The sequence below is a fragment of the Salipiger pallidus genome (assembly GCF_014643635.1).
In the GTDB taxonomy this organism is placed as follows: domain Bacteria; phylum Pseudomonadota; class Alphaproteobacteria; order Rhodobacterales; family Rhodobacteraceae; genus Salipiger; species Salipiger pallidus.
On the sequence record NZ_BMJV01000001.1, the window covers coordinates 607,574 to 626,838 of the forward strand.

Below are 19,265 nucleotides of genomic sequence, written 5' to 3' on the forward strand. Positions count from 1 at the left end.
TCTCCTTTCCTGCGGCGGTGGCCACGATCTGTCAGTAATAGATGAAGCTGCGCATCGACACCGACCCGAGGTCGATAGAGCTGTTCATGAACATCAGCTGGTCCTTGTCGTCCGCTGCCCCCGCGACGGTCAGCGCTGGCAGGTAGTGGTCGAGTGACGGGTGCGCCTCGGTCAGCAGCCGCCCCAGCTTGCCGCGGTCGGCGAGCGTATCGAGGTCACCGGCCCCGAGCCGCTCGGCAAAGAGCGCATCGAACTCCTCTGCCCAGGCATGGGCGGGCCCGCCGCCCCAGCGCAGGGCACGCAGGTTGTGCACCACGTTGCCTGACCCGAGGATCAGCACGCCGCGATCACGCAGGCTGCGCAGGGCACGGCCGATCTTGATATGCTCGGGCATGTCCGCCTTCATGTCGATGGACAGCTGGAACACGGGCACGTTCGCATCAGGGTAGAGGAACTTCAGTACCGACCACGCGCCATGATCGAGGCCCCATGTGTCGTCCCCTTCCGCGTGGTGGCTGGCAAGGATGCTCACCACCTCGGCAGCGATGTCGGGGGCACCGAGGGCCGGGTATTGCTGGGCGAAAAGTTCCTGCGGGAAGCCGTGAAAATCGTGGATCGTCTCGGGACGCGCCGTGACGTTTACCAGTGTCGAGCCCTTGGTCATCCAGTGCGCCGACACCACGAGGATCGCCTGCGGCTGCGGCAGGGACTGGCCGAGCCGCGCCCAGCTGCGGGAATAATCGTTGTCCTCGATGGCGTTCATCGGGCTGCCGTGGCCAAGGAAGGCAACGGGCATCCGGTCGGAGCTGGCGAGCCTGTCCTTAAGCTTTTGCAACTGTTGTGCGATACTCATCATGCGCCCTTTCCTCATCATTGGCGGTGCCGGTGGCCCGCTGCAGGGCCGGTTGCGATGGACGGAAGATGACGCTTGCCGTGTTGGAATGAAATGGCGAGGGTATGGAATGACTTTCCACGTAACGTTCTTAATTGAGGTGCGGCGATGGACCTGATCGATGGTCTGCGCGCCTTTGTCGCCACTGCCGAGACCGGCTCCTTCACCGGGGCCGCCGCACGGCTGGGGCTGTCGAACCGGCTGACCTCGAAGTATGTGGCCGAGCTTGAAGAACGGCTGGGCGCGCGGCTGTTGCAGCGCACCACGCGCAAGGTCGGCCTCACCGCGCCCGGCGAGACGCTGCTGGCCCGGGCGCCAGCACTCTTGGACGATCTCGACGCCATGCTGGCGAATGTCACCGAGGATGGCAGGGGCTTCTCAGGCAGCCTGCGGGTGTCCGCCCCGGTGACCTTCGGCGAGAAATACGTCAAGGACATGCTCGCCCGCTTTGCCGCTCCGCATGAGCGGCTGGTCATCGACCTGAGGCTCAGCGACGCCTACATCGACCTTGCCGAGGCGGGCATCGACCTTGCCTTCCGGGTGGGCGACACGCCCCCCAGCGCGCTCAAACGGCGCAAACTGGGTGAAATCCGGTCGGTCCTCGTGGCCAGCCCCGATTATCTGGCGCAGCATCCAGCGCCGGAACGCCCCGAGGAATTGGCGCAACACGCCTGCATCGTCGATACCAACCGCAATGATCCTGCCGCCTGGAGCTTTGGCCGCGGTGGCGCGGTGCAGACCATCGAGGTGCGCACGCGCTTCATGGTGAACTCGGCGCAGGTGGCGCGGGATCTGGCGCTTGCCGGCAATGGCATCGCCTTCTGCCCGGTCTTTGTGCTGGGCGATGACATTGGCACAGGTCGTCTGGTGCCGCTGCTTTCGGACTACGACACACCGTCCCACATGCTCAGCGCCGTCTGGCTGGCGGGACGCACCCTACCACGCAAGGTGCGCGCGCTGATCGATTTTGCGGTGGAGGATGTCCGGGCCATCGGGCTGGACCCTCAAAACACAGGCTAGCAAGAGACGCCGTGAACCTTCCACTGGCGACCCGGATTTTGCAGGCACAGGCCGGACTTGCGAGGAGGTGTGGCATCTCCGCCCGCCAGTCCGGGGCTCGGAATTACGGTAAGAGCGGGCGGGGCCGCGGAGCCGACGGTTCAAAGCGGTCGTAAGAACTGACCTTGCAGGGCCGCAAACAGAACGCCGCAAAGCCCCGTCGAGCTTCGCGGCGAAACTGATCAGGCATCGCAACGTGATCAGGAAGGTAGCGTAGGACGGCCACACAATCGAGGGTACCAAAGCATCACATCAAATCAACGAAATCAGTTGAAGTTTCTGACACCTTCGGCGTGAATCAGGCATTGCATTCCTGCAAAGGCGCGACCCCGTCCGGGCTTTGCTCCTCCTTCACCGGCCAGAGGTAAAGGCCGAAAGCGAGCAGAACATCAGCGATGGGCCAACGCCTTGCCCGACCGGCCCCAGCGCCAACGGTGACCTGAGACGTCAGGGACCAGGGGGGGCAGACCGCCGTCCTACACCGATCATCAAACTGAGCCCCCCCTGCGCTCGTCAACCGCGTTGCGTGTGGGCGGTTCGACGCGTGAACGATCAGCACATCTGCAAGCCGTGGGTCCCAGCCGTGGATCCGAGAGGAGTCTTTGGGCGCCGCAGCCGGACCCACACCGGAGGCAACCAATTCCGCAGCACGCCGACTTGGGCAACGCCATGCTTGCGGGGAAGCGCAAGGCATCGCTCCATCGCGCAATGCAGCGGCAAGACCACGATCCGACTGCATCAAGACACCGCATCCCCCACGCGCGTGGCGTATTGAAGAGACCCGCGTGCGAAAGGCGAGGCTGGACAGGAACACACTGCGACGCGCACATTGAAACGAGACCGAAAGGGTGCGATCAGCGCAGGCGATCTCAGCGAGTTACGGGCCACACATGCTGTCTTATCAACATCTCTACCACGCCGGGAACCTCGCGGACGTACAAAAACACGTCCTGCTGGCGGCGATGCTGGGCTACCTCACCCGCAAGGACAAACCGCTGAGCTACATCGAAACCCACGCCGGGCGCGGGCTTTACGACCTTGCCAGCGACGAAGCCCGGCGTACCGGCGAGGCCGCAGGCGGCATCGAGGTGATGGCCCCCGCCCTGCTGAAGGAGCTGGGGGCGGATCATCCTTACCTCGACGCGCTTGGACGGATCCGCGCGGCGCACGGAGACAACGCCTATCCCGGCTCGCCAATCATCGCCTCGACCCTGCTGCGCCCGGGCGACCGGCTGCACCTTGCGGAACTGCATCCGCAGGAACATGCCTCGCTGCGGCGCAACCTGCATGCGCCGAACGTACGGGTGAACCGGCAGGATGGCTTTGAAATGGCCCAAAGCCTGTGCCCCCCCGAACCGCGCCGCGGGCTGATGCTGGTCGATCCCTCCTACGAGGTGAAACAGGATTACGAGCGTATCCCCCGCTTCTTTGCCAGTGTCGCGAAGAAGTGGAACGTGGGCGTGCTGGCACTGTGGTACCCGATCCTGACATCGAACCTGCACGCTCCCATGCTGCGTGCGCTGGCCGAGGCCTTCGAGGACGGCTTCCGTCACGAACTGCGCTTTCCTCCGATCCGGCAGGGGCATCGCATGGTCGGCAGCGGCATGTTCGTGGTCAACGCGCCCTGGGGCCTCGAAGACGAAGCGGCGCGGCTGGATGCACTCTTCGCGAGGTTGAAAAAAGCCTGAGCCTTTTGCCGGGGCTTGTGTATCGTTCGGAGCATGGTCCATCCTGCCCCGCTCCTGCTGCCGTGCTTGCTGCCGGCACTCTGTCTTACGCTGGCACTCAGCCGGTCATCCGCCTTGCGGCGGCCGGTGACGCGGCGCGGAGCACGTCAGAGGAACCGATGGGCCGATCCGGAAGTTCGCCCTGCGGTGGCCATGTCTACCACCCTCGACCACCAATGCCAGACCCGCCCGGCACCCTGCCAGACATCGTGCCGGCCCACCCCACCTAGGAGCGCCCGACGATGAGGCCCACCGCCGAAGCCGACGCCCAGCCATACGTCCGCGCGGCCTTTTCCAGGCGCGGTCCTGGCCGGGGCGTTCTGGCCGCGCTGCTGCTGGCTGCCCTGCCGGCCGGGCCACTCAGCGCCGATGGGCTCACCGAGATTTCCTTCGAGGCGGTCGAGACCGATCCCCATCGCGCCGTCACCTTCGAGGAGATGCCCGGCCCCGCCCGCGCGGATGGGCAGGTCGAGGGCGATCTGCGCTTTGACGGGGTGACCATCGGCAAACGTCTTGCCGGGCAGGACCTTGCCGAACGGGTCACTCCCGAGGGCCGTTTCGATGTGCTGAACGGCGCGCCGGAGATGCCGCTCGCAGTGCGGCCCGGGCCGAGCGGCGCCAATTTGGCCCTGACGTGGCACACCGGCTTTGGCTCGAACGCTCTGGTGCCCATCGGTCCCCTCGGCGGCGAGGACGGCGGCGCCCGGGCGGTGGGCGGCCTTCCCGAGGGCATGGGCGATGGCGCTGTTGTGTTGCTTTTCGATAGCGGGCAGTGGCGTCTGGCGCTGCGGCTGTATTCCGACCATGTCTCCCCGGGCCGTCCGCGCGGCGGGCTGCACCTGTGCTTCTGGGACGGCGAAGGGCGGATGATCGCCTCCGAGGACCGCGCCGCGCAGACCGGCACGATCTCGCTGGGATGGCAGAGCAATGTGCCGATCCGTGCCGTCACCATCACCACCACCGACCCCGGCGGGATTGCTCTTGATGACATCCTGCACCAGACTGCCCCCACCACCGGATGAAAGACACCCCGATGCCCCATGCACCCGCGGCGCCCGGCACGCCATTTTCACCGCTGCGGCGGCCCGTTACGGAACAGGCGCCTTGGGCCGCAACCTGAGGTTCTGGCTGGGCGCGCCGCGCACCGCGCCGTTCGATCCCGGCGACACCCCGCTTGCACTGGGGGCGCTGCTTTTACGCGCGCAGCGTAGTGACTTCCCCGAGATCATCGGCGGAATCGTGCCCCTCGAGGCGGTGCTGGCGCGGCGCTATGATCTGACCACTGCCGAGGCCGCCGAGATGCGCGAGGCCTGCGAACGGGTGGAGGCCGCCGCCCCGCCCGGCCCGTGGTTCGCCGAACTGCTGCACGAGGTCATCGACCCCGCCCAGCGGCAGGCCATGGCCCTGAGCCTGCTTGAGGCGGTCGAGGCACAGACGCCACAGCCCGATCTGCTACGCCCCCATGTGGACCTCATGGCGCAGACCGTCCTCGGGGTGTGTCCCGAGGACCTCGCCTCGGCCCGACAGGCAGGCTGACCCCGCTTTTCCTGTTGTGTTTGGTCCCGCCCTGCCACACTGGCGCGGCAATACAGGAGACACGCCCATGTTCGAGCGCCTCAAGCAGTTCTTCCACGCCAAGCAAGCCCCCGCCACACCGCTCCCCGAGCTGGACGCCGCCCATGCCCTGGGGGCACTTCTGGTCGAGGTTGCCATCGTCGACAGCGCCTATCTCTTCGAGGAGATCGAGCAGATCGACCGCATCCTTGCGGCAGCCTACGGGCTGAAGCCCCTCGCAGCCGCCAAGATGCGCGCCGAATGCGAACGCCTGGCCTTTGCCACACCGTCCATCGAGACCATGGCAGAGCGCATCCGCGACGGTGTCGACTACGAGCACCGCCTGCTGGCGGTCGAGGCACTGTGGCGCGTGGTCCTTGCCGACGGCCTCAGCGACGAGCGCGAAGACGAGCTTCTTGAGCTGATCGAAGGCCATCTCGGGGTCAGCCCCGAAGATGCGGATGCCGCCGCAGACCGTGCCGCCGAAGCGCTGGAACGCGAAGAGGACTGACCCGTCGACCCGCCAGCATGATGCGGTTTGCTCACGCCGGCGAGAGCGCGCTTTGCGCAGGCGTCGGACCGGGCTATATCGTTTCCCATGTTCGCAGATTTCCTCCGAAGGCTCGTTGAGCCAGGCCCCGCCCCCCTGCCCGACACCGATGCCCGGCTGGCGCTGACCGCGCTGCTGGTGAGGGTCGCGCGTTCCGACGAAACCTATGACGCCAAAGAGCGCGCACGAATCGACCGCATCGTCGCGGCGCGCTACGGCATGTCGCCTCTCGAGGCCGGTCGCCTGCGCGAGGATGCCGAGGCGCTCGAGGGCGAGGCCCCGGACACCGTGCGCTTTACCCGCGCCATCAAGGACGCGGTGGATTACGATCACCGCATCGGTGTGATCGAGGCGCTGTGGCAGGTGGTGCTTGCCGACGGCGTGCGCGAGGCCGAGGAAGACGCGCTGCTGCGCCTCGTGGCCAACCTGCTTGGGGTGAGCGACGTGGATTCGGCCCTTGCCCGGCAGCGGGCGGAAAAGGCGCTCTGAGCGCTGTGCCGCGCCCCGACCGGCGGCGCGGCATTGGGCATCTGCTGCATGACGCGGCGCAAACCCCGGCGTTGACGGCATTTTGAGCATTGCCAATCACGGCCATCCGCGTCCATCTTCGGGGCAACACTGACTGACCGATCAACACGAGGTACCGCTTGGCTGACACAACGCCCGTCATCGAGATCCGCAATCTGCACAAGGCCTATGGCAGCCTCGAGGTTCTCAGGGGCGTGGATGTCACTGCCAGGCGCGGTGACGTGGTGTCACTCATCGGATCGTCCGGATCGGGCAAGTCGACTCTGCTTCGATGCTGCAACCTGCTCGAGGACAGCCAGCAGGGCGAGATCCTGTTCAAGGGCGAGCCCGTCCGATGGAAGGGCGAGGGCCATGCCCGCCGCCCCGCCGATGCGAAACAGGTTCTGCGCATGCGCACCAACCTGTCGATGGTGTTTCAGCAGTTCAATCTCTGGGCCCATATGACGATCCTGCAGAACGTGATGGAGGCGCCGCTGACCGTGCTGGGCCGCCCCCGCGCCGAGGTCGAGGAGGCCGCACGCGGCTACCTTGCCAAGGTGGGCATCGGCGACAAGTGCGATGCCTACCCGGCGCAGCTGTCAGGCGGCCAGCAACAGCGCGCCGCGATTGCCCGCGGTCTGTGCATGGAACCCGAGGCGCTGCTCTTCGACGAGCCGACCTCGGCGCTCGATCCCGAACTGGAACAGGAAGTGGTGAAGGTGATCAAGTCGCTGGCCGAAGAAGGCCGCACCATGATTATCGTCACCCATGACATGAAGATGGCCCATGACGTCAGCGATCACGTGGTGTTCCTGCACAAGGGCCTCATCGAGGAAGAAGGGCCGCCCGCGACACTGTTCGGCGCGCCCAAGTCGGAACGCCTGCAGGGGTTCCTGAAATCGACGACCCACGCCTGAAGCGGGGCGCACAAGACCAACCAAGGGAGCAAGACCAATGAAAACCCTCATTCTCGGCACCATCGCACTCGCCCTCGGCACGGGCGGCGCCTTGGCGCAGGACGTGGTGCGCATGGGCACCGAAGGCGCCTACCCTCCGTACAACTTCCTCAATGATTCCGGCGAGGTGGACGGGTTCGAGCGCGAGCTTGGCGACGAGCTGTGCACCCGCGCCGAGCTGACCTGCGAATGGGTCACCAACGACTGGGATTCGATCATCCCCAACCTCGTGTCGGGCAACTACGACACCATCATGGCCGGCATGTCGATCACCGACGAGCGCGAGGAAGTCATCGCCTTCACCCAGAACTACACCCAGCCCGACCCGTCGGCCTTCGTGGCGCTGGACGGCATGGAGCCGGACCTCGAGGGCGGCGTGATCGCGGCGCAAGCCAACACCATCCAGGCCTCCTGGGTCGCCGAAAGCGGCGCGACGCTGGTGGAATTCGCCACCCCCGACGAGACCATCGCGGCGGTGCGCAGCGGTGAAGCCGACGCGGTGCTGGCGGACAAGGCCTTCCTCGAGCCCTTCGTGGCAGAGGGCGCGGATATCGTCTTCTTCGGTGACGACGTGTTGATCGGGCGCGGCATCGGCCTTGGCCTGCGCCAGAGCGACACCGAGCTGAAGGACACCTTCGACGCGGCGATCCAGTCCATGAAGGACGACGGCTCGCTCAACGAGCTGCTTGAGAAATGGGAGATCGGCGCGACCTTCTGATCCGGTCCCGTCCGGCGGCGGCCAAATTCCTTTGAGAAGGAATTCGCAAAAGCCTGCTGAGGCTTTTGGCTGCCGCCGGATCCGCGCACTGCTCCATGTTCCAACATTGCACCGATCCCTCGACGCTCGAAGGGCTGAGCTGGCTTTCCTGCTATCTCACCACGGGCAAGCACCTGTCGATCTACTGGTCGGTGGGCACGGTCCTGTTGCTGTTGGCCATCACCGCCCCCGTGGCGCTGGCCTTCGGCTTTGGCGGAGCCTCGGCGGCCCGTTCGCGTATCGCGCCGCTGTCTTGGCTGGGCCGTACCTATATCGCCATCGTGCGCGGCGTGCCCGACATTGCCTTCTTCCTGTTCTTCGTGATCGCGCTCGACCAGTTCTTTGAATGGTTGCGACACGAAGTGAAATGCCCGGGCTGGGAGGGCAGCATCTGGCAGGGCAATGATTTCGTCGTCTGCCCCGAGGCCAAGCTGCCGCTGTCCACAGCCCCGCAGATCTGGCACGAGGTCTACGGCTTCTCGCTCGCGGTTCTGACCTTCTCGATCGTCTTCGGTGCCTTCGCCGCCAACGTGCTTTACGGTGCCATGCGGGCGGTGCCGCGTGCCCAGCTGGAGACCGCCGAAGCCTACGGCATGACCCACCGCCAGACCTTCTGGCGCATCCTCGTGCCGCAGATGTGGGTCTATGCCCTGCCCGGCCTGTCGAATCTGTGGATGGTGCTGATCAAGGCGACGCCACTGCTGTTCCTGCTGGGGATCGAGGACATCGTCTACTGGGCGCGCGAGCTTGGCGGGTCCAAGACCGCGCGGTTCACCGACTATCCCCACGGCGACTGGCGGGTGTGGTATTTCGGTGCGCTTCTGGTGTTCTACCTTTGCTTCACCAAACTGTCGGAGGTTGTGCTGGGGCGGATCATGTCGCGGCTGACCCGTGGGCAGGCCACGGCGGGCGGCGAAGCGCAGAGGAAGGCGGCTTGATGGCTATGCCCGTTTCTTCGATGTCGTCACGATGTCTGCGCCGCGCCGTTTTGCGTATTTTCAAAGAGAAGAAGGGCCCGGGCGCCTTCGGGGGGCAGGCATGAGCTGCTGGGAGGTTCTGGCCGATTACGGGCTGCGGTCCATCGGCATCGGCGAGCGGCTGTTGCCGCGGGACGATTTCTCCATCTGCACGCAGGTGGTGCTGATCGGCTCGGGAATGATCTGGAACATCTATTTCGGCATTGTCGCGCTGGCATCGGGGTTCTTCCTTGCCACGGTGCTGGCCCTTGGCAAGGCATCGCGCAATCCGGCACTGCGCAAGCCCGCCGAATGGGTGATCTTCGTGTTCCGGGGATCGCCGCTGTTCATCCAGTTCTTCTTTGCCTACTTCCTCTTTTTGTCGCTGAAATCGGTCTCGCCGGTCTTCGATCCGTTCACCTCGGCCTGGCTTGGGGCGCTGATCGTGCTGTTCCTCAATACCGCCGCCTATAGTGGAGAGATCTTCTACGGAGCACTGCTGTCGATCCCCAAGGGCGATACCGAGGCCGCAGATGCCTACGGTTTCAGCGGATGGACGCGGTTTCGCAAGATCGTCTGGCCGACCATGCTGCGTCTGGCATGGCCCGCCTATACCAACGAGGCAATCTTCCTGTTCCACGCAACCACGCTGGTGTTCTTCTCGGGCTTTCCTGCATGGCAACAGAGGGGGGACGCGCTCTATTACGCGAGCTATTTCGCCGACAAAACCTTCAACCCGTTCATCCCCTACCCGATCCTCGCGGGATATTTCATCCTGCTGACACTGGCGGTGATCGGCCTTTTCGGGCTCGTCAACCGGCGGCTCAACCGGCATCTGCCGCAGGCGCGGAGGGCGAGGCTGCGCATCCGGCCGCAGATCATCCGCTAAGGCGTCTGCACGGTTTTTTCATTCTCTCATTGCAGGGTCCGGGCGAGACGGCATCTTTGTAAAAGCTTTCCTTGCCACACCGGAATGGCGGCGTTACCCTCAATTTGATCAAATTCCCTACCGGTGACATATGCACGACCCCAAGAGCTGGCTGCGCAAGAACCCGCAGGTCCGCACCATCCGGATTGCGGCCTCCGACCTCAACGGCCAACCGCGCGGCAAGCGCGTTCCCACCCGTTTCGCCGACAAGGTGGTCGAGGAAGGCACGCGCTTTCCCCTCTCTGTCCTGAACCTCGACATCTGGGGCGAGGACATCGACGACAGTCCTCTCGTCTTTGAAAGTGGCGACCGTGACGGCGTATTGCGTCCGACCGAGCGCGGCTTTGTTCCCATGCCGTGGCTCGAGGCGCCCACCGCCCTGCTGCCGATCTGGATGTACCACGAGGATGGCCGCCCCTTCGAGGGCGACCCGCGCCATGCGCTGGCGCAGGTTCTCAAACGCTACAAGGCCCGCGGCCTGACGCCCATGGTGGCGATCGAGCTGGAATTCTTCCTGATCGACGACAGCGGCAAGTCGATCCAGGTTCCGCTGTCGCCCCGGTCGCAAAAACGGCGCAAGGCGGCAGAGGTCATGTCGATCCGGGCGCTCGATGCCTTCGACATTTTCTTCACTGACCTCTACGATGCCTGCGAAGACATGGACATTCCCGCCGATCAGGCGATCTCCGAGGCGGGCCTTGGACAGTTCGAGATCAACCTGATGCACCAGGCCGATGCGCTGCATGTCGCGGACGACGCCTGGCTGTTCAAGATGCTGGTGCGCGGGCTGGCGCGGCGGCACGGATTTGCGGCCAGCTTCATGGCCAAGCCTTACGAGGATTATGCCGGATCGGGCATGCACGTGCATTTCTCGGTGCTGGATTCCGACGGGAACAACATCTTTGACGATGGTGGCCCCAAGGGCACCCCGGCCCTGCGCCACGCGGTGGCGGGGCTCATGGGCGCGATGCATGACAGCACGTTGATCTTTGCGCCCCACCTCAACAGCTATGACCGGCTGGTGCCTGAGCAGCACGCGCCCTGCGGCATCTCATGGGCTTACGAAAACCGCACCTCGGCGATCCGTATTCCCGGCGGCAGCCCAAAGGCGCGGCGGATCGAACACCGGGTCGCTGGGGGCGACGTGAACCCCTACCTGCTTCTGGCCACGCTGCTGGGCGCTGCGCTGATCGGGCTCGAGGACGAGGCAGAGCCGCCCGCGCCCATCACCGGCAACGCCTACGCGCAGGATCTGCCGCTGATCCCCGGCACCTGGGAGGCGGCGCTGAGTGCCTTCGAGAACAGCCCAATCATGCCGCGCATCCTGCCGCAGGGACTGATCCGCAACCTTTGCGCCACCAAGCGGCAGGAGCAGCATTACATGGCCGAGCTGTCCCCGGCAGAACAGGCGGAAATCTATCTCGACACGGTCTGAGTGAGGTTGCCGCCCAAGGGCGGCAGCACTACCCTCGGCCCTGTCACGACAATTGGTACATCATGAAAATCGGCATCCTGCAGCCGGGCCTTGTCCCGGAAGAGATCCTCAACACCGTGGGCGATTACGACACCCAGTTCCATCGCCTGCTGGGAGGAAACGGCTTCGAGTTCGAAACCTGGAAGGTGGTTAACGGTGATTTCCCGACCGGCCCGGAGGATGCCGACGGCTGGCTTATCACCGGCTCGCGCCACGGCGCCTACGAGGATCACCCGTGGATTGCCCCCCTCGAGGATCTGGTCCGTGCCATACATGCCGCCGGCAAGCCGCTGATCGGGGTGTGCTTCGGCCATCAGATCATCGCTCAGGCGCTGGGGGGCAAAGTCGAGAAATCCGACAAGGGCTGGGTGGTTGGACCGACCGCCTACAGCTACCCCGACGGGATCAAGATGGTGAACGCCTGGCACCAGGACCAGGTGACGGAGCTGCCCCCCGGGGCCGAACGCATCGCTTCGTCCGAGGTCTGCGAAAATGCCGCGATCCTCTACCCGGGACACGCCTACACGGTGCAGCCCCACCCCGAGTTCATGGCCGACTATGTGGAGCAGCTGATCCGCCACCGCTCCGGCGCGGTGCCACCACCGCTGGTGGAGCGGGCGTCCGGGATGCTCGAGCAGCCGCTCGACAGTGCCGAGATCGGGGCGCAATTTGCGCGTTTCTTCAAGGAGGGTCGCATCGCATGAAGGAACTCATCTCGAACCTGCCGCCCGCTGCCGCCGCCTACCTCGAGGGGCGCCGCCTCGACGAGGTGGAATGCGTCGTCGCCGACCTGCCGGGCGTGGCCCGCGGCAAGGCGGTGCCCGCATCAAAATTCGCGCGGCAGGATTATTTTCACCTGCCGGATTCGATTTTCTACCAGACCATCACCGGCGAATGGGGCGAGGCCGCCGGCGACGAGGGCTTTATCGAGCGGGACATGATCCTGCGCCCGGACATGGACACCGCCAGCGCCGCGCCATGGACGGCGGACTGGACGCTGCAGGTGATCCACGATGCCTTTGACCGCAAGGGCGAGCCCATCGAATACGCCCCCCGCAACGTGCTCAAGCGGGTGTGCAAGCTTTACAAGGACCAGGGCTGGCAGCCGATCGTGGCGCCGGAGATGGAGTTTTTCATCGTCGCGCGCAACCTCGACCCGGCCAAGGAAATCGAGCCGATGATCGGCCGGTCTGGCCGCCCCGCCGCCGCGCGGCAGGCCTATTCCATGACCGCCGTGGACGAGTTCGGGCCGGTCATCGATGACATCTACGATTTCGCCGAAGCGCAGGGCTTCGAGATCGACGGCATCACCCAGGAAGGCGGGGCCGGTCAGCTCGAGATCAACCTGCTGCATGGTGATCCGGTGAAGCTGGCGGACGAGGTGTTCTACTTCAAGCGGCTGATCCGTGAGGCGGCGCTGCGGCACGACTGCTTTGCCACCTTCATGGCAAAGCCCATCGCCAACGAGCCGGGATCGGCCATGCACATCCATCATTCGGTGATGGACATGGAAACCGGCAAGAACATCTTCTCCGGCCCTCAGGGCGGCGAGACGGATGCGTTCTTCCACTTCATCGGGGGCCTGCAGGCGCATTTGCCCGCGGCGGTGGCGGTGATGGCACCATACGTCAACTCCTACCGCCGGTACGTGCGCGACCACGCGGCGCCGATCAATCTTGAATGGGGACGGGACAACCGCACCACGGGCATCCGCATTCCGCTGTCGGGACCAGGTTCGCGGCGGGTCGAGAACCGGCTCGCTGGGATGGATTGCAATCCCTATCTCGGGATCGCGGCGTCCCTGGCCTGCGGCTATCTTGGCCTCATGGAAGAGCGCAGGCCTTCGAAGCAATTTCGCGGCGATGCCTACGAGGGCGAAGGGGACATTCCCCGCGTACTCGGGTCCGCGCTGGACATCTTCGACGAGGCCACGGCGCTGCACGAGGTGCTGGGTCCGGAGTTCGCGCGGGTCTATTCCATCGTGAAGCGGGCCGAGTACGAGGAATTCCTGTCGGTCATCAGCCCGTGGGAGCGCGAGCACCTGCTGCTCAACGTCTGATCCGCGCGGTGGGGCGGAGGGGGGCGTCGCCAGCGGGCTCGGACCGATGGCGCCTCGCTGGCAACTCCCCCGCCTTCGGCCCCCCCCGGCGTATTTTGAAAGAGAAGAAGAAGGGCGGGCGCGTGGATCTGCTGTTTTCCAATGACCGCAAGGGCGAATACCCCGAAAGCTGGTACGCCGCGACAGGGATGGAGTTGCCCTCGTTTAAGGCGCTGCGGGGTGATGTCCGGGCAGATGTGTGCATCGTGGGGGGCGGTTACACCGGCCTCTCGGCGGCGCTGCACATGGCCGAGGCCGGGCTATCCGTGGTCCTACTCGAGGCGCACCGGGTGGGTTTTGGCGCCTCGGGGCGCAATGGCGGGCAGCTCGGAAGCGGGCAACGCGTGGACCAGCTGTCGCTCGAGGAGATGCTGGGGGCCGAGGATGCGCGCAAGTACTGGGTTCTGGGGGAAGAGGCCAAGGATCTCGTGCGCGACCTCGTGGCCCGTCATGGCATCGACTGCCACTTGAAGCCCGGCGTGGCATGGTGTGGATCGCGTCCCGCGGAAGTGGCACACCTGCACGAGTATGCCGCCCACATGCAGGACCGCTATGGCTACGAGATCGAGGCGCTGGACGCCGAGGGATTCCGCGAGGTCTGCCCATCGGACGATTACTGCGGCGGAGTGATTGACTGGGGCTCGGCGCATCTGCATCCCCTGCGGCTGGCGCAGGGTCTTGCGCGCGCCGCCGAGGCTGCGGGGGCGCGGATCTGCGAGCGGTCCCACGTGACCGGCATCGAGGACGGTGCCGAGGTGGTGGTGCGGACCGGCGAAGGGATCGTGCGGGCGGGGCATCTCGTGCTGGCGGCCAACGGCTATCTTGGCCCGTTGCAGCCCCAGGTGGCGCGGCGCGTCATGCCGATCAACAACTTCATCGCGGCCACCGAGCCGCTCGGGGAGCGTACCGGGGAGGTGCTTCGCAAGGATATCGCCGTGGCGGATTCGCGTCATGTGGTGAACTACTTCCGCCTGAGCCACGATGGTCGGCTGCTGTTCGGCGGCGGCGAAAGCTACGGCTACCGCTTCCCGCGCGACCTCAAGGCCAAGGTGCGCGCACCAATGCTCGAGATCTTCCCGAGCCTGCGGGACGTGCGGCTGGATTACGCCTGGGGCGGCACACTGGCGATCACCATGAAGCGCCTGCCCCATCTTGCCCGGCTGGGCGAGAACGTCATCAGCGCCTCGGGCTATTCGGGCCACGGGGTCGGCACTGCCGTCCATGCCGGACGGCTGCTGGCCGAGACGGTGCGCGGCCAGTCGGAGGGGTTCGATGCCATGGCCGCCCTGCCCACCCCGCCCTTCCCCGGTGGACCGGCCTTGCGCACGCCGCTGCTGACACTGGCGATGACCTGGTTCGCGCTGCGCGATCGCATCGGTCTCTAGCGCCCGCCCCTTCGGCACCTGACGCAATCGTGCAACGCCTTGCGCCCTCTCGGCCCCCTTGCGGGGGCCGTTTTCACTTGGCTGTCACAGTCCCGTTGTTTAAGCTTTCCTGAAATGGATATTCGGGAAATCGAAATATGAGCACTCTGCCGAACATGCACGACGCGGATCCCATACCCGAGCAGGCCCGCGCCGAGATCGACCGCCTGCTGCAATCAGGCGACCTTTTCCGCTACACCGCGCCTCAGGACGCGCCTGTCGCCCTGCTGGAACGCGAGTTCGCGCAGATGATGGGCAGCAAATACGCGCTGGCCGTGTCGAGCTGCTCTGCCGCACTGTTCCTGTCGCTGAAAGCGCTCGGCCTGCCCCGCGATGCGCGTGTAATGATCCCCGGTTTCACCTTTGCCGCGGTGCCGTCGTCGATTGTGCATGCGGACTGCATCCCGGTGCTGTGCGAGGTCGGCGACGATTACCGCATCGACATCGTCGATTTCGAGGCGAAGCTGCCCGGCGTGAGCGCGGTCATCGTCAGCCACATGCGCGGGCATACCTCGGACATGGACGCGATCATGGCGCTGTGCGATGCCGCTGGCGTGCCGGTGATCGAGGATGCGGCACATTCGCTGGGCACTGTCTGGGACGGACGCAATATCGGCACAATCGGGCGCATCGGCTGTTTCAGCTTCCAGAGCTACAAGATGGTCAACGCGGGTGAAGGCGGCATCCTCATCACCGATGACGCCGACATCGTGGCGCAGGCGGTGATCCTGTCCGGCGCTTACGAGCACAACTGGAAAAAGCACATGATCCCCGGCGACAACGGGGCCGATCTCGACGCGGCCTTTGCGCGCTGGCAGAACAAGCTGCCACTTTACAACCTGCGTATGTCGAACCTGTCCGCGGCCGTGATCCGGCCGCAGTTGCCGCATGTGGCCAAGCGGGTCGCGGATGGCCGGCGCAACCACGATTTCGTTGCCGCGCGCATTGTCCGCAGCCCATGGATCGAAGTGCCGGAGAAGCTTGCGCTTGAAGAGCGCGCGCCGGATTCGTTGCAGTTCAACCTGTGCGGCATGGACCGCGAGCAAATGAAGCGCTTTGCCGAGACCGCGGCAGGCCTCGGTGTGAAGGTGCAGGTCTTCGGGCTGTCCACCGACAATGCCCGCGCCTACTGGAACTGGGAATTCCTGCCGGAGATGCCGGATCTGCCGAACACCCGCGCCATGCTGGAACGGGCTTGCGACACCCGCCTGCCCGCTCGGCTGAGCCTCGAGGATTGCGCCGGCGTCGCCGATGCGCTGATCGAGGCTGCCGATGCGGTGATGGCAGACAGCGCGCTGCGCGCCTACGCCTGACGCCCCGACCAGAAACGCCAAAAGGCGCGCCAGACGGCGCGCCTTTTTCATTTGGACCAAAGGGTCCGGATCGGTCGCATGACAAGGGCCGGTCTGACTTGCGTTCCTTCATCGGACCAGCGCGGGTCAGGCTCGAGGCAGTCCATTCCCGGTCCCCTAAGTCGCTCCGGATAAGGCCCTCCAAGGCCCTACACCACCTTGACCGGGCTGTCAGTGGCACGACAATCGGCTTGGCCTCGGCCGCCCCAAAGCCAGATCAGGCCCGGATCACTTCTCCATCTTCGAAAGCTTCGACTGAAGTTCCGCCAGCTGCTTCTTGATGCTGTCGAGGTCCTCTTCCCCTTCGCCCTCGGGGGACGGACCGGACCACTGGCTGCCCATGCCGGGCATGCCGCCAGCTGCCCCCATGCCGCCAGTCATCGCCTTCAGAAAAGCCTCTTGCTGGGCTTTCATTGCCTCGAGTCCGGGAATCTTGGGCATCATCGGGTTCGAGCCCATGCCCTCGGCCCACTTGGCCTGGCTGTCGCGGAACATCTCGAAACTGGCCGCAAGGAACTGTGGCACCGCCGAGGTCGCCGTGGTGGTGTAGCTGCGCACGAGGTCGGTCAGAACGTTGATCGGCAGCACGCTTTCGCCGCGGCTTTCGTGTTCGGCCACGATCTGGAGCAGGTATTGCCGGGTCAGGTCGTCGCCGGATTTCAGGTCCACGATCTGCACGTCACGGCCTTCGCGGATCAGCCCTGCGATGTCCTCAAGCGTGACGTAATCGGATGTCTCGGTGTTGTAGAGACGGCGGCTCGCGTAGCGCTTGATGAGCAGTGGTTTCTTCGGGTCTGCCATGGTTCGCCCTCCCCGGGATGATGCGTTGCAGCAAAGCCTAAGCGAGCCGCAGAAAAAAGAAAAGAGTTTGAACGCCTTCCGGGATGCGCGGTCAGCCTTGCGCCGCAGCGTCGCGGATCATGTCCACAAAGCCCTGAACGCTGCGCGACATCTCGAGCGGAAGCGGCCAGCCCGCCCCTTCGAGCACCGCGCGGTTGAAGGCCTCGACCTGCAGGACGTAGTGGTTCTGGATCGGGAAGCGCCACGTCTCGATGTGCCAGCCGGGGCGGTGCAGTTCGACCTCGGCCTGCCCGAACGACTGTGCGTTGTAGGGCACCGGCATGCGGATGACACCATCGGTGCCATGCAGCACGATCTCCTGCCACGGGGCGGCGCGCATGGAGATGTGTCCCGAGTAAACAAAGCCCGGGAAGCGCGCCATGACGTGGGTGGTCGCGTCGATGCCGTTGACCATGTCCGAACTGGCGTGAAGGATTTTCTCGGGGTCCTGCCCGGTCAGCAGCCGGACGGAGCCGAAAGCATAGACGCCGATATCCCCGGTGGCACCGCCGCCGGTGTCGGGCCTGTTGCGGATGTTTTCGAGATCGTCGTTGAAGAAGCTGTGGCTGGACGACACGCGGACAAGATCGCCGATAGCGCCCCCCTGCAGCAGGGCGCGCGCCTTGGCGAACTGGGGGTGATGGACGATCATCCACGCCTCGGCGATGAGCTTGCCGGTGCGGTCACGGGTGTCGATCAGGCGGTCGATCTCGGCCACGTTCATGCCGATGGGCTTCTCGCAAAGCACATGCTTGCCCGCTTCGGCGGCCTTTTGCGACCAGTCCACGTGCATGGCGTTGGGTAGCGGGATGTAGATCGCGTCAATCTCGGGATCCGCCAGCAGCGCATCGTAGCTGTCATAGACCCGAAGCCCCGGCGCAAACGCCACGAAAGGCGCGGCCTTGTCGGGGTTGGAGGTGGCGATGGCCGATAGGCTGCACCCGCTGGCGGCGTGGATGGCGGGGCCCATGGTCTTGCGGGCGAAATTTGCCGCCCCGAGGATACCCCAGCGAAGATGGCCCGTCAGATGCCCTGTCATGTGTCGTCTCCCATGTTTATTGTTCAAGACGGTAGCGCCCGGACACGCGCATGCAAGCGGTGGCCTTCGCATGGTCTCGACATGAAAAACGCCCCTCCCGCTGAGGGAGAGGCGCTGTAATCAATACGAACATTGGGGGCCTGATCAGGCCTGCGTCAGCATACCCTGCTGGCCAGCCAGCTCACGCATGCGCTTTTGCAGCTTTTCGAAGGCGCGGACTTCGATCTGGCGAATACGCTCGCGGCTCACCTCGTAGCGACCCGACAGCTCCTCGAGGGTCACGGCCTGCTCTGCAAGGCGGCGCTCTTGCAAAATGTCGCGCTCGCGTTCGTTGAGCACGTCCATCGCCTGCACCAGCAACGCGCGACGGGCATCAAGTTCGTTGCGCTCCGCGTAGTCGGTGGCCTGATCGGCGTCCTCGTCCTCGAGCCAGTCCTGCCACTGCATGGAGCTCTCGTCCTCGGAGCCCACGGTCGCGTTCAGCGACGCATCACCGCCGGACATGCGGCGGTTCATCGAGACCACCTCCGCCTCGGTCACGCCAAGGTCGTTGGCGATCCGCTTGACGTTCTCGGGACGCAGATCACCCTCTTCGAGCGCGCCGATGCGGTTCTTGGCCTTGCGCAGGTTGAAGAACAGCTTCTTCTGCGCCGACGTCGTGCCAAGCTTCACGAGGCTCCAAGACCTCAGGATGTATTCCTGGATCGAAGCACGGATCCACCACATGGCATAGGTGGCCAGGCGGAAGCCCTTTTCAGGATCGAAACGCTTGACCGCCTGCATGAGGCCGACGTTGGCCTCCGAGATGACCTCGGCCTGCGGCAAACCGTAGCCCCGGTAGCCCATGGCGATCTTGGCCGCGAGGCGCAGGTGGCTGGTGACCATCTTGTGGGCGGCCTCCGAATCCTGATCCTCGACCCAGCGCTTGGCCAGCATGTACTCTTCTTCCGGCTCCAGCAGCGGGAACTTGCGGATTTCGGAGAGATAGCGGCTCATCCCCGCTTCCGGGGACGGCGCCGGGAGATTGGCGTAGTTGCTCACGTGCCCTGTTCCTCCAATGTTATTGGGCTTAACATCCCATTTGGGAAGCCCGTGGACCTTTTTCAAGGGTTTCGTGCCTCGGATCGGCCGGGGCACGGTCTTGAAGTTGTT

General features: G+C 65.0%; 19 protein-coding genes. 15 read left to right on the top strand and 4 right to left on the bottom strand.

Annotated elements, in window-relative coordinates; all coding sequences use genetic code 11:
* Positions 1-31 precede the first annotated feature (31 nt).
* Positions 32-853, bottom strand: a complete 822-nt coding sequence (gene ygiD / locus IEX41_RS02925) for a 4,5-DOPA-extradiol-dioxygenase (RefSeq protein WP_188789234.1) — start codon at positions 851-853, stop codon at positions 32-34.
* A gap of 147 nt (positions 854-1,000) precedes the next feature.
* Here ygiD and IEX41_RS02930 point away from each other — a divergent pair, with 147 nt between their 5' ends.
* From IEX41_RS02930 to IEX41_RS03000, 15 genes are all read left to right on the top strand, one after another.
* Positions 1,001-1,912: a LysR family transcriptional regulator gene (locus tag IEX41_RS02930; RefSeq protein WP_188788624.1), complete on the top strand. Its 912-nt coding sequence runs from the start codon at positions 1,001-1,003 to the stop codon at positions 1,910-1,912.
* A gap of 929 nt (positions 1,913-2,841) precedes the next feature.
* Positions 2,842-3,639: a 23S rRNA (adenine(2030)-N(6))-methyltransferase RlmJ gene (locus tag IEX41_RS02935; RefSeq protein ID WP_188788626.1), complete on the top strand. Its 798-nt coding sequence runs from the start codon at positions 2,842-2,844 to the stop codon at positions 3,637-3,639.
* A gap of 281 nt (positions 3,640-3,920) precedes the next feature.
* Positions 3,921-4,700, top strand: a complete 780-nt coding sequence (locus IEX41_RS02940; protein ID WP_188788628.1) for a hypothetical protein — start codon at positions 3,921-3,923, stop codon at positions 4,698-4,700.
* 82 nt (positions 4,701-4,782) lie between these two features.
* Complete coding sequence (locus IEX41_RS02945; protein ID WP_188788630.1) at positions 4,783-5,214, top strand: tellurite resistance TerB family protein; 432 nt, start codon at positions 4,783-4,785, stop codon at positions 5,212-5,214.
* A 67-nt stretch (positions 5,215-5,281) separates the two neighbouring features.
* Positions 5,282-5,743, top strand: coding sequence for a tellurite resistance TerB family protein (locus IEX41_RS02950; RefSeq protein WP_188788631.1), 462 nt, complete (start codon positions 5,282-5,284; stop codon positions 5,741-5,743).
* Between the two features lie 87 nt (positions 5,744-5,830).
* Positions 5,831-6,271, top strand: coding sequence for a tellurite resistance TerB family protein (locus IEX41_RS02955; protein ID WP_188788632.1), 441 nt, complete (start codon positions 5,831-5,833; stop codon positions 6,269-6,271).
* 158 nt (positions 6,272-6,429) lie between these two features.
* Positions 6,430-7,206: an ABC transporter ATP-binding protein gene (locus IEX41_RS02960; protein WP_188788633.1), complete on the top strand. Its 777-nt coding sequence runs from the start codon at positions 6,430-6,432 to the stop codon at positions 7,204-7,206.
* A gap of 37 nt (positions 7,207-7,243) precedes the next feature.
* Positions 7,244-7,963, top strand: a complete 720-nt coding sequence (locus IEX41_RS02965) for a transporter substrate-binding domain-containing protein (RefSeq protein ID WP_188788634.1) — start codon at positions 7,244-7,246, stop codon at positions 7,961-7,963.
* Positions 7,964-8,058: 95 nt separating this feature from the next.
* Positions 8,059-8,940 carry an ABC transporter permease gene (locus tag IEX41_RS02970; protein WP_188788635.1) on the top strand — a complete coding sequence of 294 codons (882 nt, stop codon included), beginning with the start codon at positions 8,059-8,061 and terminating at the stop codon, positions 8,938-8,940.
* Positions 8,941-9,040: 100 nt separating this feature from the next.
* Complete coding sequence (locus IEX41_RS02975; protein WP_188788636.1) at positions 9,041-9,847, top strand: ABC transporter permease; 807 nt, start codon at positions 9,041-9,043, stop codon at positions 9,845-9,847.
* A gap of 130 nt (positions 9,848-9,977) precedes the next feature.
* On the top strand, positions 9,978-11,321 hold the full coding sequence (locus tag IEX41_RS02980; RefSeq protein WP_188788637.1) for a glutamine synthetase family protein: 1,344 nt from the start codon (positions 9,978-9,980) through the stop codon (positions 11,319-11,321).
* A 62-nt stretch (positions 11,322-11,383) separates the two neighbouring features.
* On the top strand, positions 11,384-12,064 hold the full coding sequence (locus IEX41_RS02985) for a type 1 glutamine amidotransferase (protein ID WP_188788638.1): 681 nt from the start codon (positions 11,384-11,386) through the stop codon (positions 12,062-12,064).
* Positions 12,061-13,419, top strand: a complete 1,359-nt coding sequence (locus IEX41_RS02990) for a glutamine synthetase family protein (RefSeq protein ID WP_188788639.1) — start codon at positions 12,061-12,063, stop codon at positions 13,417-13,419. The genes IEX41_RS02985 and IEX41_RS02990 overlap by 4 nt, the downstream gene beginning before the upstream one ends.
* A 122-nt stretch (positions 13,420-13,541) precedes the next feature.
* Positions 13,542-14,843 (top strand): NAD(P)/FAD-dependent oxidoreductase, encoded by a 1,302-nt coding sequence (locus IEX41_RS02995; RefSeq protein WP_188788640.1) that lies wholly within the window; start codon positions 13,542-13,544, stop codon positions 14,841-14,843.
* A gap of 137 nt (positions 14,844-14,980) precedes the next feature.
* Positions 14,981-16,195, top strand: coding sequence for a DegT/DnrJ/EryC1/StrS family aminotransferase (locus IEX41_RS03000; protein WP_188788641.1), 1,215 nt, complete (start codon positions 14,981-14,983; stop codon positions 16,193-16,195).
* A gap of 267 nt (positions 16,196-16,462) precedes the next feature.
* On the opposite strand, the gene phaR is transcribed toward IEX41_RS03000, so the two are convergent.
* The 3 genes from phaR to rpoH form a co-directional block, all read right to left on the bottom strand.
* Positions 16,463-17,035: a polyhydroxyalkanoate synthesis repressor PhaR gene (gene phaR / locus IEX41_RS03005; protein WP_188788642.1), complete on the bottom strand. Its 573-nt coding sequence runs from the start codon at positions 17,033-17,035 to the stop codon at positions 16,463-16,465.
* Positions 17,036-17,126: 91 nt separating this feature from the next.
* A complete protein-coding gene (locus IEX41_RS03010) occupies positions 17,127-18,113 on the bottom strand; it encodes a Gfo/Idh/MocA family protein (RefSeq protein WP_229672901.1) in 987 nt (328 codons plus the stop codon).
* A gap of 144 nt (positions 18,114-18,257) precedes the next feature.
* Positions 18,258-19,154, bottom strand: coding sequence for an RNA polymerase sigma factor RpoH (gene rpoH, locus IEX41_RS03015; RefSeq protein WP_188788643.1), 897 nt, complete (start codon positions 19,152-19,154; stop codon positions 18,258-18,260).
* Positions 19,155-19,265 lie beyond the last annotated feature (111 nt).

Coding starts and splice junctions, on each gene's coding strand:
- ygiD (WP_188789234.1), bottom strand. CDS start 853: ATGAGTATCGCACAACAGTTGCAAAAGCTTAAGGACAGGCTCGCCAGC.
- IEX41_RS02930 (WP_188788624.1), top strand. CDS start 1,001: ATGGACCTGATCGATGGTCTGCGCGCCTTTGTCGCCACTGCCGAGACC.
- IEX41_RS02935 (WP_188788626.1), top strand. CDS start 2,842: ATGCTGTCTTATCAACATCTCTACCACGCCGGGAACCTCGCGGACGTA.
- IEX41_RS02940 (WP_188788628.1), top strand. CDS start 3,921: ATGAGGCCCACCGCCGAAGCCGACGCCCAGCCATACGTCCGCGCGGCC.
- IEX41_RS02950 (WP_188788631.1), top strand. CDS start 5,282: ATGTTCGAGCGCCTCAAGCAGTTCTTCCACGCCAAGCAAGCCCCCGCC.
- IEX41_RS02955 (WP_188788632.1), top strand. CDS start 5,831: ATGTTCGCAGATTTCCTCCGAAGGCTCGTTGAGCCAGGCCCCGCCCCC.
- IEX41_RS02965 (WP_188788634.1), top strand. CDS start 7,244: ATGAAAACCCTCATTCTCGGCACCATCGCACTCGCCCTCGGCACGGGC.
- IEX41_RS02970 (WP_188788635.1), top strand. CDS start 8,059: ATGTTCCAACATTGCACCGATCCCTCGACGCTCGAAGGGCTGAGCTGG.
- IEX41_RS02975 (WP_188788636.1), top strand. CDS start 9,041: ATGAGCTGCTGGGAGGTTCTGGCCGATTACGGGCTGCGGTCCATCGGC.
- IEX41_RS02980 (WP_188788637.1), top strand. CDS start 9,978: ATGCACGACCCCAAGAGCTGGCTGCGCAAGAACCCGCAGGTCCGCACC.
- IEX41_RS02985 (WP_188788638.1), top strand. CDS start 11,384: ATGAAAATCGGCATCCTGCAGCCGGGCCTTGTCCCGGAAGAGATCCTC.
- IEX41_RS02990 (WP_188788639.1), top strand. CDS start 12,061: ATGAAGGAACTCATCTCGAACCTGCCGCCCGCTGCCGCCGCCTACCTC.
- IEX41_RS03000 (WP_188788641.1), top strand. CDS start 14,981: ATGAGCACTCTGCCGAACATGCACGACGCGGATCCCATACCCGAGCAG.
- phaR (WP_188788642.1), bottom strand. CDS start 17,035: ATGGCAGACCCGAAGAAACCACTGCTCATCAAGCGCTACGCGAGCCGC.
- IEX41_RS03010 (WP_229672901.1), bottom strand. CDS start 18,113: ATGACAGGGCATCTGACGGGCCATCTTCGCTGGGGTATCCTCGGGGCG.